At 52.1% G+C, this 13391-nt stretch carries 13 protein-coding genes; 4 read left to right on the top strand and 9 right to left on the bottom strand.

Annotated elements, in window-relative coordinates; genetic code table 11:
• Positions 1-212: 212 nt before the first annotated feature.
• The 9 genes from AC6I8R_RS04505 to AC6I8R_RS04465 all read right to left on the bottom strand — a co-directional run bounded on the left by AC6I8R_RS04505 (position 213) and on the right by AC6I8R_RS04465 (position 8163).
• Positions 213-677, bottom strand: a complete 465-nt coding sequence (locus tag AC6I8R_RS04505; protein ID WP_497831952.1) for a DUF6130 family protein — start codon at positions 675-677, stop codon at positions 213-215.
• Between the two features lie 142 nt (positions 678-819).
• On the bottom strand, positions 820-1650 hold the full coding sequence (citG, locus tag AC6I8R_RS04500) for a triphosphoribosyl-dephospho-CoA synthase CitG (protein WP_497831951.1): 831 nt from the start codon (positions 1648-1650) through the stop codon (positions 820-822).
• Positions 1628-2167, bottom strand: coding sequence for a citrate lyase holo-[acyl-carrier protein] synthase (gene citX / locus AC6I8R_RS04495; protein WP_415174253.1), 540 nt, complete (start codon positions 2165-2167; stop codon positions 1628-1630). The genes citG and citX overlap by 23 nt, the downstream gene beginning before the upstream one ends.
• Positions 2164-3690: a citrate lyase subunit alpha gene (gene citF, locus AC6I8R_RS04490; RefSeq protein WP_415174254.1), complete on the bottom strand. Its 1527-nt coding sequence runs from the start codon at positions 3688-3690 to the stop codon at positions 2164-2166. Before citF ends, citX begins: the two co-directional genes overlap by 4 nt.
• A 10-nt stretch (positions 3691-3700) precedes the next feature.
• Positions 3701-4576 (bottom strand): citrate (pro-3S)-lyase subunit beta, encoded by an 876-nt coding sequence (gene citE / locus AC6I8R_RS04485; RefSeq protein ID WP_036628187.1) that lies wholly within the window; start codon positions 4574-4576, stop codon positions 3701-3703.
• Positions 4573-4866, bottom strand: a complete 294-nt coding sequence (gene citD, locus AC6I8R_RS04480) for a citrate lyase acyl carrier protein (RefSeq protein ID WP_415174255.1) — start codon at positions 4864-4866, stop codon at positions 4573-4575. The genes citE and citD overlap by 4 nt, the downstream gene beginning before the upstream one ends.
• Positions 4867-4883: 17 nt before the next feature.
• Positions 4884-5903 (bottom strand): [citrate (pro-3S)-lyase] ligase, encoded by a 1020-nt coding sequence (gene citC, locus AC6I8R_RS04475; protein WP_497831950.1) that lies wholly within the window; start codon positions 5901-5903, stop codon positions 4884-4886.
• Between the two features lie 15 nt (positions 5904-5918).
• Positions 5919-6782: a fumarylacetoacetate hydrolase family protein gene (locus AC6I8R_RS04470; protein WP_036628184.1), complete on the bottom strand. Its 864-nt coding sequence runs from the start codon at positions 6780-6782 to the stop codon at positions 5919-5921.
• Between the two features lie 22 nt (positions 6783-6804).
• Positions 6805-8163 carry a 2-hydroxycarboxylate transporter family protein gene (locus tag AC6I8R_RS04465; RefSeq protein WP_036628181.1) on the bottom strand — a complete coding sequence of 453 codons (1359 nt, stop codon included), beginning with the start codon at positions 8161-8163 and terminating at the stop codon, positions 6805-6807.
• A 334-nt stretch (positions 8164-8497) separates the two neighbouring features.
• Between AC6I8R_RS04465 and AC6I8R_RS04460 the strand changes: the two genes are divergently transcribed.
• The 4 genes from AC6I8R_RS04460 (at position 8498) to AC6I8R_RS04445 (ending at position 13305) form a co-directional block, all read left to right on the top strand.
• Positions 8498-10135 carry an ATP-binding protein gene (locus AC6I8R_RS04460; protein WP_497831949.1) on the top strand — a complete coding sequence of 546 codons (1638 nt, stop codon included), beginning with the start codon at positions 8498-8500 and terminating at the stop codon, positions 10133-10135.
• A complete protein-coding gene (locus AC6I8R_RS04455; RefSeq protein ID WP_021186448.1) occupies positions 10125-10820 on the top strand; it encodes a response regulator in 696 nt (231 codons plus the stop codon). The genes AC6I8R_RS04460 and AC6I8R_RS04455 overlap by 11 nt, the downstream gene beginning before the upstream one ends.
• 549 nt (positions 10821-11369) lie before the next feature.
• Entirely contained in the window at positions 11370-11969 is a 600-nt protein-coding gene (locus AC6I8R_RS04450) for a hypothetical protein (RefSeq protein WP_036628175.1), read from the top strand.
• Between the two features lie 178 nt (positions 11970-12147).
• The gene (locus tag AC6I8R_RS04445; protein WP_497831948.1) at positions 12148-13305 is read left to right on the top strand and encodes a PAAR domain-containing protein; all 1158 of its coding nucleotides are present in this window, start codon (positions 12148-12150) and stop codon (positions 13303-13305) included.
• Positions 13306-13391 lie beyond the last annotated feature (86 nt).

Here is a 13391-nt window from a genome sequence, read left to right as displayed (position 1 = left end):
GTATCAGCCATCATCTCGTAATGGTGCCAAATAGATTAGCCAGCATGAATTAAGAATTGATGCATTGATTAGCGCAGGTCGTCGAAATACCAGGAATAAAGTGAAGGTAATGTAAGGTGATGTACCAAAATATTTCTGCGGTATTTTTTCACTGTGACATTTATTCCACGCTCATTCCTGGCGGTTATACACGCGCGTCCTTCAACAGGGGGTTAATGCGACGCAGCGACATGCTCAGGAACGATGAATTCCACCGTTTTGCTGTCCAGCGGTTTATGCGTGGGATCGGCAAGAATAATGGTCACTTTATGCTTGCCTGCGGGCAGCCCTACCAGGATCACCGGTTCCCCACTGGCGTCAGCCCAATGCCAGGGATTGCCGTCAACAACGACGTGGATATGACCGATACGTGGCGTGACCTTTAACGCCTCTGGCCCAAATACCGGTTCGATACGCAGGTTTTCCGCCCGATATTGAATAAATACCGCGCCCTTACGCAGCGGCCCGGCCAGCGGCGCATCAACGATAAGCCTCGCTGGTGGCTGTGGTTTTTCCAGCGGCGCGACGGCGGCAGGCCCCAGGACGTCGCCCGCACTAAGGCCGCCCAGCTCGGCGGCCCATGCGCAGGTAGCGGATGAGAACAATATCGGGGAAATAAGGATCAGTTTACGCAGCATGATGGTGGCTCCTGTGGGTAAGTAAATAACAACAGACACAGAAGACCACGCTGATGTATCGGCTTTATTTGGGCGATGCCGCGTTATGTATTGCTCTGTAACACCCGCCGCGTCAGATACAGAGAGAAACCAAAAAAGATGATTATGCGAGTGCAGCCAGCACCCAGGCGACGGCCAGCAAATCGGCACTGCCGCCAGGACTTAAACGCCGCGCCATCAACGCCTGATCCATCTGGCGCAGCGCGGCGTTATCCCAACCGGTTGCCAACAGCATCGCGGCATACCGCTGGACATAGCGCAGCCCTGCCTGGCCCCCACGCGACACCAGATTGCTGTCCGGGTTTGATGCCATCAGGCGCAGCAAAGCATGTTGTAACTGCCGCTCGCCCTGCTCCAGATGCCAGAATGGCAGCACCCTATTGCGTACCGTGGCGAAGCCACTTTCCACCTCACCACGCGCGCCCGTCAGGCCATAGTCACGAAACTGCTGCTCCCCGGCAGTACAACAGGTTTTGCGGTTACCCAGTTCACGCGCTACCAGGCCTCGACATATCTCACTCACCTGACGGCATAAAGCGTCAGCACTCACCCTGCGCCCCTGTCCCTGCAAACGCCCGGCAGCAAAGCACAGCAATCCCAGGGAGAAAATGCCGCCTTTGTGGGTATTCACCCCACTGGTGGCAGTGAACATCGCCTGCTCGCAAGCAATACCCGCCGGACGTAACAAACGCAGCTGTTCCGCGGCGGGATGGTGCGCATGCTCAAACCCGATGTTGGCAAAAACCGTCAGCCAGGGGGTGATAGCCGTAATGCTGGTTAACAGCAACGCATGATCCATATCCTGATGAGAACCGTTATTAGCCCGATCCACCAGCCCCGGTTTCGGCGTTAAATCCAGTTCCAGACGCAACGCCAGTGCCGCAAGGCCGGGCACGTCCGGTTCTGTGGCGTTAATCGCGAGCAAACCAGCCATCAATCATGTTCTCCACACGCGCTACCACCTCCTCAAGCGGATGGCGGCGCGAACGCGCGCAACCATGCGCCGGTTGATCGCAGACCAGACAACGACGGGTGTGCAAATCCAGTGAATGTCGTCCAATCTGCCCCTGCTGCGGGCAAAACACGTCAAAATCCCACAACCTGCCGAGCGGGAAGGTTTGTTCCAGTTCGACGCACTGCGCTTTGATTTCCACTGCCGGATGTTCCACGCACCACAGCGCTTCCGGTCCGGTTTCCAGCCACAATACCTGGTGGGCTAGCACCGGCCAGCGATGCTGCCACAGCAGTTGGTCGCAGGCCTGCACAGCCACCCCCATGGTGTTGCGATAACGGATGCTGTCTTTCACCGCCCCCGGTGTCACCAGCGTCAGCGAGATGATCGGTTGTTGATAGCGAGTGAGCCAGTCAGCCTGACGCGCCGCGCGAGCCTCTTTCGCCGCCAACAGCGCTGTCAGACTGACGCCCGCTTGCACGGGCGTCATCATGGTCATAGTTCTTCCTCTTTAACCTGCCGAACAACGTCAATCACGCTGCCATCGCGATAGCGGATCACCCCGACAATGCGGTCGGTAAAGGCGATCGGTTTGGGTTCACCGGTCAGCGAAACCGCACGCTGATAGAGCGCCTCAATATCGACCACTTTCAACCCGGCGGCCAGCAAGCGCTCGCGAATTTCCGGGCGCGCCGGATTCACCGCGATACCGTGGTCGGTCACCAGCACATCAATACTCTCGCCGGGCGTCAGCCGGGTGGTGACGCGTTTAACCACGGTGGGAATGCGACTGCGCAGCAGTGGCGCGACCACAATCGTCAGATTGGCGGCGGCGGCAACGTCGCAGTGACCACCAGAGGCACCGCGCATCACGCCATCAGAGCCGGTAATCACGTTAACGTTGAATTCAACGTCAATTTCCAGTGCGCTCAGGATCACCACATCAAGTTGATCGCAACTGGCCGCTTTGCCGCCGGGATTGGCATACACGTCGGTGGAGATCTCCACATGATTCGGGTTGCGATGCAGTGAGGCCGCCGCTTCACTGTCAAAGCATTGGGTATCGAGTAATTTTTCGATCAACCCCTTTTCGTGCAGATCGACCAGGCCCCCGGTGATACCGCCAAGGGCAAAACGCGCTTTGACGCCGTGGCGCGCCATTTTTTCTTCCATAAAACGGGTGGCCGCCGTGGCCGCTGCGCCCGAACCGGTCTGCATCGAAAAGCCTGGGCGGAAATAGCCCGAGTGTTCAATCACATCGGCGGCGTAGCGGGCAATCATCAGCTCACGCGGGTTGCTGGTGACGCGTGCCGCCCCAACGCTGATTTTCGCCGGATCACCCACACTGGCGACCTGAACGATCAAATCCACCTGATCCTGGCCGAGGCTGGCGGGCATATTGGGAAACGGCACCAGCTCCTCGGTCAGCAGCACCACCTTTTTGGCGAAACGGGCATCAACCATTGCATAACCGAGTGACCCACACGCGGAACGTCCTTGCGTACCATTGGCGTTGCCAAACTCATCGCTGCACGGCACGCCCAGGAAAGCGACATCAATATTCAGTTCGCCATCCTGTAGTAGCTTGACCCGACCACCGTGGGAATGGATCTGCACCGGTTCTTTCATCAGCCCATGTGAAATCGCTTCCGCCAGTTTGCCGCGCATCCCTGAGGTGTAGATACGCGTGATCACTCCGCTTCGAATATGCTCGATCAGCGCATCGTTGCAGGTCATCAGCGAACTGGAAGCCAGCGTCAGATTTTTAAATCCGAGCCGTGCCAGCGCCGCCACCACATTGTTGATAACCTGATCGCCTTCGCGAAATGCGTGGTGGAAGGAGATGGTCATACCATCCTGTAAGCCGCTACGCGCGATGGCATCCTCCAGCGAGGCACACAATTTACGGGTGTGTTTGGCATGGATATCTGCCAGCCACGGCGTGGTGTGATGGGCGCTTTCAAAAGGTTTTAACTCACGCAGATGCGGGAAATTAACGTGAAGAAGTTCTGTTTGATTCATGATTTTTTCCTTAACGCCGCACGCCGGATGCCGCCGCACGTTCCAGCACCATCAGCGCGTGATTGATAATCGGGGCATCGATCATTTTGCCGTTTAGCGACACCACGCCGAGGCCATTACGTTCACCCTCTTCTGCTGCTTCGATCACGCGTTGCGCGTGATCCACTTCCTGCTGAGTGGGTGCATAGGCGTTATGCAGCAGATCAATCTGGCGCGGGTTGATTAACGATTTGCCGTTAAAACCCATTTTGCGGATCAGCTCGACTTCACGCAGAAAACCGGCTTCATCGTTCACGTCTGACCACACCACGTCAAAAGCATCGATACCGGCAGCGCGGGCGGCGTGCAGCACGGCACAACGGGCATAGAACAACTCGGTGCCATCACCACGTTCGGTTTGCATATCCATCACATAATCGAAAGCCGCCAACGCAATGCCGATCAGCCGCTGGGAGCTGCGCGCGATCGCCACGGCGTTGATTACACCAATCGCGGATTCAATCGCCGCCATCACCCGCGTAGATCCCACTTCACGTCCACAAGCTAACTCGATCCGTTCGAGGTGACGCTCCAGTTCGTAGATATCTTCCGGGGTATCGGTTTTCGGCAAGCGCACCACATCAACACCCGCACGCACCACCGCCTCCAGATCCGGCAAACCAAACGGCGTGTTCAATGGGTTAATGCGTACCACGGTTTCAATGTCCTGATACATCGGGTGCTGCAATGCATGGAACACCAGCAAACGCGCGGTATCTTTTTCCCGGAGTGCGACCGCGTCTTCCAGATCGAACATGATCGAATCAGGCCGATAGATAAAGGCGGTGGAGAGCATGGCCGCATTAGCCCCCGGCAAGAACAGCATGCTTCGGCGTAGTTTCCTCATAGCAGTTTTCCCCAATCGATCTCCGCGTCTGGTGCGGAGCGCAGTATGGCGCTTTGCAAACGAGCGCGGATCACACAATCCAGCGCGCCTTTGTCTTCGATAATGATCAAGCCCTGATGGACCTGCATATCACGCAGCGTGCTGTGCACCACCTGGCGGATCTGATCGCCAAACTGCTTGATCACCTCGCTACGAATCACCACTTCCAGCCCGTCTCCGGCGGGGGCGATTTTTACCATCAGGTCGCTGGACTCCAGGGTTCCTGCCAGCGCCTCCCTCACAATTTTCATATTTATATTCCTGATTTTTAAGCAACTTCTGCGCTGTAATGGGATGTCAGATGCGCAAAAGTGGTATCCGGTACGATTTCCCGAATGCGGGAAAACTGGTGTGTTTTTAATAAGCGCCGCACTTCTGAAGCCGAGATGGCATGGCCTGCGGCTTTGATACGCGGGATTTCCACCACCTCCACCGCGCCAGCCAGCAGCTGATGCATGCTGTGGTTGTACTGGCGGGTGATGTCGCAAAACGGTTCGCTGCCGATAAAGCGATGGGTAATACCTAACGCCGGGGCGATATGGTTGCGGAACAGCAGCAAGTCGATCTCACTCCACGCTTGCTGGACCTTGCCGGTTTCTTTCAGGAAATAGGCCGGAAAGGTGGCGCGCGAGATGATGTACTGAGAACCTTCATGCAAGGTGATATTGGGCAGATGGGCGATGCCGCTCTGCACCATTTTCCAGCGTGCGCTATAGGGGAAGAACGAAGCGTCTTCACTGACCACAAACAGGTGCAGCCAGTCACAGCGTGCTGCCGCCTGCTCCACCAGATAACGATGCCCCAGCGTAAAAGGGTTGGCGTTCATCACAATCGCGCCAATACGTTGCCCGGCGACACGGCTGGCCTGCAATGAACGACAGTAGCGCTGAATACCTGAAGGGGTGTTTTCCAGCAGAATGGCGTTCTCCCCACTCTGTACCACCGGCCAGAACCCGTTACGCTGGAACCGCTCCCGGTTGCAGGGGCGCGTACACAGGAACAAGTGAAAATGTCCACGCGCCAGCGCCAGGTGTTCCACTTCAGCCAGCAACTGTGCGCTGAGATTTTCACCGCGCCACTGCTCATCAATGGCGACACATTTGATAACGTTAGCGGCGAGGCCAGCGCAGCCCACCAGCCGATCGTTCGACCAGGCTTCAACAAAGGTGGTGATGTCGCTGTCCATGCCTAATCCGCTATCCGCCAGCAGCGCACGGATAGTCTCGCGCCGCCGGGTATTACCGCTGACTTCCGCAATGCGGAAGTCGATGGGGGGTCGTGGTTGCATAATCTCGCCTGCGCCTCAGTGCGTCGCCGTCAGCGCGTGAGCTGGCGCATCGATAATCACATTGCTGAGATGGCCGATGTTTTCAATCTCCACTTCAATGCGATCGCCTGCCTGCATAAACAGCGGTGGATTGCGTTTCTTACCCACGCCGCCCGGCGAGCCAGTAATGATGACGTCTCCGGCATGCAGGCTGGTGAAGGTGCTGATGTACTCAATGAGTTCGGCGACTTTATGGATCATGCTGGCGGTGTTGTCATCCTGCACCATGCGGCCATTCAACCAGGTGCGAATCGCCAGCCGATGCGGGTCCGGGATTTCATCGGCGGTGGTCATCCACGGGCCAAATGCGCCGGTCTGCCGCCAGTTTTTTCCGGCGGTAAACCAGGTGTGCTGCCAGTCACGCGCGGAGCCGTCCATATAACAGCTGTAGCCCGCCACATGATTCAGCGCGTCCTCGCGTGCGATATCCTCGCCGCTTTGCCCGATGATCACCGCCAGCTCACCTTCATAATCAAATTCGCTGGAGTGGCGCGGTTTCAGTACCGGCGCGTTATGGCCGGTTTGCGAGTCGGCAAAACGCACAAATAACGTCGGTGCCGGGTTATGTTGATCAAACTCTTTACGTTTTTCGGCGTAGTTCATGCCGACGCAAAGAATCTTCCCTGGGTTATCAATCACCGGTAACAATTCAAGATCGTTAAAGCGCAGATCCGGTGCCTCCTGGCTCAACTGTTGCGCTTCAGATAAGGCGTTGGCAGCGAGCAGCGATTTTAAATCCGCGTAGCGGTCGCCAAGACGGCGACCCAGATCGATCACGCCGTTATCCCTGACGATGCCGTAGCTACGCTTTCCCTGGTGGACAAAGCTTGCAAGTTTCATATTCGTTCCTGTAACGCATAAATCAGACGAGGAAGTTGCCGAGGATGAGCAACGATACCGACACGTTGATCGCCCCGCCGATACGGGTGGCAATTTGAGCAAATGGCATCAGGCTCATACGGTTACCCGCGGTGAGGATGGCGACATCCCCGGTGCCCCCCTGACCGCTCTGGCAGCAGGAGACGATGGCGACATCGATAGGATGCATACCGATCTTTTTGCCGACGAAGAAGCCCGTCGCGACCAGTGCAGAAACGGTGCTGACGATCACCAGCAGGTTATTGATGGTGAATGCGTGCACCAGTTCCTCCCACGGCGTAATCGCCACGCCAACGGCAAACAGGATGGGATAGGTCACCGAGGTCTGGAAGAATTTGTACACCACCTGCGACCCTTCCAGCAGGCGTGGTGAAACACCATGTGCCAGCTTGATCAGCACCGCGACAAACAGCATGCCAACCGGCGCTGGCAGGCCAATCAGTTTGTGGCCGAGCATACCGATCATGTACAACAGCACCGCCAACAGCGCCCCGGCGGCGATGGTAGTGACATCGGTTTTACCCGGTGCCGCTTCTGGCGCTTTGGTGTCGCCGTTGCTGCGGTTTGGCATCAGTTGGCCTTCACCGGTCAAATGCGGAAAACGCTTACCAAGTTGGTTCAGGCAGCCGGAGATAATGATCGCCGTCAGACCCCCCAGCATCACCATTGGCAACACGCGACCAAGCGCAACGCCCTGATCCATATGCAGCAGCGTGGCGTAGCCAATTGACAGCGGGATCGCCCCTTCGCCAACGCCACCGGCCATGATCGGCAGAATAATAAAGAAGAAGATCTGGAAAGGTTCCATACCGAGCATCAGGCCAACGCCCATTCCCACTAGCATGCCGACGATCTCACCGCACAACATGGGGAAGAAAATACGCAGGAATCCCTGAATCAGGGTGGTGCGATTCATGCTCATGATGCTGCCGACAATAATGCAGCAGATGTAGAGATAGAGGATGTTGGTGGATTTATAGAATTTGGTGGTGGACTCCACCACGACATCCGGCAGCAGGCCATAGTAGACCATTGCTGACGGGATAAAGGTGGCGCAAATCGCAGCAGCCCCCAGTTTGCCCACAATCGGCAGACGTTTGCCAAACTCACCACAGGCAAAACCGAAAAACGCCAGTGTCGCGACCATCACCACAATATCGCTGGGTAACTTGCCGCCCAGACAATCGATAGCAATCAACGCCCCGGCCAGCAGAAATAATGGCAATGGAATAATCCCGATTTTCCAGGTATCCATAATATGCCACCACCGGTCCTTAAGTGATTTCTTTTGAATCGCCAATGATTCAGAGGTAACAGAAAACGAATCGTCAGTTGTGCTCATAATTAAGCCCCTTGGTTATTTTGTGCCTTCAGGGTAAAGGGCTAATGGCGTAGGTTATGTGAGGGAAAGCATAATAAAACCGGAGTTTTAATGGCACCTATGGTTTTTATGGTTTCTTTTATTTTCTGTGATTCATACCTTAATTATTGCCGTGGTTTTAATGGTTTTTATATCCAGAGGTACATGTTAATAACATTTCCAAAAATGAGTATTTAACATGTCATTTTTTGCGCCAGATCTTGCTGTGCAAGGGATCACAAGTTTCCAGTAAACTACGCACAATGATGATAAAAAATGGTACATTGGCGCTTTGCTGGCTGTGGTGTGTGCCGTTATGAAGCTATCCTTCCAAATCAAACTTTTTATTTCTCTGGTGCTGTTCTTCTCCGGTTTGTTTGTTTTGCTCGGCATTTATTACTATCAGGATGTCAGTCGCCAGCTATATCAGGAAATGAGCACCAGAGCAAAAATACAGGCAGAAGAGATCGCGATTATTCCGAATTTGCGCAAGGCGGTCGCAGACAAAGATATTCCGGCGATTAATCAGTTTATGCACCAGGTGGTTTTGCATAGCGATGCCAGCTTTATTGTGGTGGGGGATAATAAGGGAATTCATCTATTTCATTCGGCGCACGGGGAGGTTGTCGGCAAAAAGCTGATTGGCGGCGACAATGACGCAGTGCTGCGGGGAATCAGCACCACCACGATTCGCAAAGGTGGGCTGGGAATATCTCTGCGCAGCAAAGCGCCGATATTTGACGATAACCATCAGGTGATCGGCATTATCTCAGTGGGTTATCTCACCAGCTATCTCGACACCATTACGCTGAGTAAAGTGATCAATATCTTTATCGCCGCCGTGTTGCTGCTGGCCGCCCTGTTTATCTTTTCCTGGTTTTTCACCCGCGGGATTAAAAAACAGATTTTTTCGCTGGAACCACGGGAAATTGGTCTGCTGGTACGCCAGCAGAAAGCCATGATGGAATCCATCTATGAAGGGGTCATTGCGGTCGACAGTGAGCTGCGCATTGAGGTGATCAATCAGGCAGCACGCAAGCTTTTAGGGTTGAGCCAGCCAACCCGCCTGCTACGTGGTCATCCTATTGGCGAGGTGATTGCTCCGGTGCCCTTTTTCACCCGCGAGGTGATACTGGAAAACGATACCCACGACGAAATTTGCCGTTTCAATCAGTTAACGGTGATCGCCAGCCGGGTGCGAATTATGCTGGAGGATGAATTGCAGGGGTGGGTCATCACCTTTCGAGATCGCAACGAAATTGACAGCCTGAGTGCGCAACTCAGCCAGGTTAAACGCTATGTCGATAATCTGCGCATCATGCGCCATGAACAGTTAAATCGCATGACCACCCTCTCCGGGCTGTTGCATATGGGACGTTACGACGAAGCGGTGCGCTATATCCAGGCCCAGTCAGAGCATGCGCAGGAACTGCTGGACTTTATCTCCGCCCGTTTTAGCTCACCGACGCTGTGCGGCCTGCTGTTAGGCAAAGCGGCGCGGGCGCGGGAAAAAGGCGTGGCGTTAGCCTTTGATCCGTTATGCGAGATGGCACGGCCTTGTCGTATGCTGGGAGAGGCCGAGCTGATCTCAATCATCGGTAACCTGCTGGATAATGCAATCGAAGCCACCCAGCGCTCTCCTCTGCCTCACGATCCAGTGGAAGTGCTGATCCTGCTTAATGAGCGGGAGCTGATCATTGAGGTGGCGGATCAAGGTATCGGTATCGATCCGACCATTCGTGAGCATATTTTTGAACGCGGGATGACCACCAAGCGCAGTGGCGATCATGGCATCGGCCTGTATTTAATCGCCAGCTATGTCACGCAGGTTGGCGGGTCAATTGAAGTCTCTAACAATGCCCCGCGAGGTACGATTTTTTCGTTATTTATTCCTGAAATGGGCGGCCAGGCGCGTCCCGTTCCGACGCTGGAAGAACAGTATTATGCAACCTGAAATGATAGACGTATTGATTGTAGAAGATGAAAACACACTCGCGCAGTTGCATGCCGAACTGATCGGCGAACATCCGCGCCTGCGGCTGGTGGGGGTTGCCTCGTCACTCGCTGAAGCTCGGGTGTTAATGAAGAGCAAGCAGCCAAAGCTGGTGCTGCTCGACAATTATTTGCCGGACGGTAAAGGCATCACGTTGATCAGCGATCCATTGGTTTTGCACGCCAACTGTTCGGTAATTTTTATCACTGCCGCCAGCGATATGGATACCTGTAGTCAGGCAATCCGCAATGGTGCCTTCGACTATATTCTCAAGCCTGTCTCATGGAAGCGTTTAAGCCAATCACTGGAACGTTTTGTGCAATTCGCCGAACAGCAGCGAGTATGGAAGATTGTTGATCAGCAAAACGTTGATTCGCTCTATCAACTTCAGGCGAAAAATTACCGCCAGGATAACGGCAGCAAAGGTATAGAAGAAAAGACGCTGGCGCTGGTACAAAGAATGTTTGCCGAAGCCGCACAACGTTGTTTTTCCGTGGACGAGGTGGTGAGCGAAACCGGACTGAGTAAAACCACCACCCGACGCTATCTGGAACACTGCGTGGATGCGGGTTTCCTGGCGGTGGAGATGCAGTATGGCAAGATTGGTCATCCGAGGAGGATGTATCGACGGGTTGAGGAGTCATGATGGGAAATGCGCGGCACGGTGGTCGCTTTTGATGCATCGTTCTGCGTGACTTACCTCAAATTTAACCGTTTACGATATCCGATGTAAAAACAACGTCGTATACTTTCGCTCTTGCCTGCAAAGCATTAATTAACAATAAAATCATATAGTTAAAAACATCATTTTCAATGACTCACCTTTCGGGTGTGGCAACGCTTGACTGTACGCAAATGGTCGTACAAAATACAAGGAATGTAGAATGGCTTTCAAAGAGATAAAGTCTAAGGCAATAAGCTGTCTGAAAAATGGATGCTATGACCATGAAGCAAGGTGCGATATTGATACGAAGAATCTGTTTTCTGTTGGGGAAATAGACGAAGAATATGTAATTTCTTTGATACAGCGAACATTTGGGGATCAATATACCTACAGCCCACATCATCAGGACAGTCATACTTACGTTCACCTATGCCGTCCGTATAAAGATGGCTGTTATTGGTACGTAAAGTTTTATTTCATTGAACCCGACATTATCTTTATCAGCGTTCATAGATAGCAGGAGAGGTTAAGATGAGAATCGTTAAAGAAGGTGATACACGACAGGTTATCTGCCATAACTGTGGAAAAAGTCAGGCGACCTATTTATTACGCGATGTCGATTTCAATGATAAAAGTGGCACTGTTAAAAATATTTTAGCGGCTGTATGTAATAACTGCAATGAAGTCGTCAGCATTCCAGCGCAATCGACACCAAAGATCAAAGAAGAATACGATAAAATAAAGGCATCTTTAGAGGTAAGGGTTCCGGCACATTTCCTGGACATCTTAAATGTAGCCTCTCAGAAAATAAACCCCGCTGTGGATGATAGCTTCAGCCGCGCGCTGATACTTTATTATATTCATGCCTTAAACTCTGGACGCTATGAGCAGCAGGATTTAGCAAAGCTATTGAATGGTGATTTAGCCAAAGCCAAAGCATCAAAAAGAATCTCGATAAAGATAACGCCCTGGCAGCTCAACGAACTCAATGAGCTTATGGCGAAGCAACATATTGAAAAGAACACCGATGTAATTAAGGCAGTAATACTTAAGATCAATGAAGACATTATCCAAAATGACAAACCCGAACAACTTTCTGAATTAAGAAATGTTGCGGCTGCATTTTCATAATGCCGTCAACTGAATCAACAGATGATGAGTTGGTTAAAGTTAACCATTCATGTTAATCAGAGCCGCTTCACATTTTTTGAATTTCCCTGAATCAAATGATTTTTGCTGATTTACTCACCACCGATTAAAAAGTAGACTCCCCCGCTGACGGATAAAAGGGCAACACAGGACCAGGGAAATGGCGAAAGGCATCGTGCTTTGTCAGGGTGACAAGACTAAATGCGGCGGTAAAATTACCGCAGGAACAGTGCAGGGTTTTTCTTTCGGTAAGCCTCAGGCAAGGGAAGGCGATCCTGTTACCTGTGGGAAAAATGGCAAAACGTATCGAATCATTGGCGGTATATCTCACTATACCAGCGGCCCCGATAATAAGCGTATTGCCGGCTCGCTGGACAGCCACAGCTCCTGCCCCTGTAAGGCAAAAATTATTCCTTCCAATCTTTATCCTACTTATACGCAGGAAGATGCTCCGGTGATGAGGGGGATGGATGCCACCAAACAAGTGCCTGCGGAAACGGCAACAAAACCGAATCAATTTATCCAAAATCTTGTCGAGCAAAACAGGCAACTTGTTATCAGCCAACAAAATGTAAAACCTATACCAGATGGCGTTTATATCTGGACAGAAGTCATCGGTGCAGGGCACACGTTTGTTTCTGTACATGAAAATGACCGCATATACCTTTATACCTATGGGCGGTTTGGTAGAACCGGGCCTGGTGGATTCACAGGAGATGGAATTCTTAATTTTTTAAAAGATGAAGATGCAGAGGTCTACTATAAAAAGGAACTCCATAGAATGAATGCTCGTGTCTTTCGTATTGATGATGCAGACAAAAGATTGATAAGAACGTACTTTGAAGATCTTTGGATTAAGGGCAATCCAGCAATTCAAACGGAGAAAATGAATGAAACAACCAAAAGGAGAGGTCGTACGATAGACGAGTATGATGTCACTGGGAATAACTGTACAACACATTCAGTTTCTGGAATAAAACTCTCTGGCTCAAAACTATTTAAAAGTGGTTATACTTCACTTACTACTCATTTACCCATCGAAGCAGAGGACGACTTTACCGTCCCGATTTCTCTGCAACGACATTTAGCAAAAAGAGCAGCGGATATGTCTTCTATGTCCGTCATGGAGATGACAAAAAATTTTAAAACACAATATCCTAATAATGATAGCATCCACCCTTTAGAAAAATATCCCGGTAGAATGATCGACCAAGTTGCTGCGGAAATCGCTACTACTGGCAATTCTTTATCTCCGTACTCAGGTGGAACCATTGGTGGCCTTCTTGGAGGTTCTTATGACATTAACGAACAAGACTAAATTCTTTCTGCGTTGGAGTGGGATTGGAATTGTATCCATATTCTACTTTTTGGGTTTGATGATATCATCTTTTTCCTACTCTGATA

This window comes from Pantoea sp. X-Soil-OKNW-713, assembly GCF_059730685.1.
This window is presented reverse-complemented; position numbering and strand designations above follow the sequence as displayed.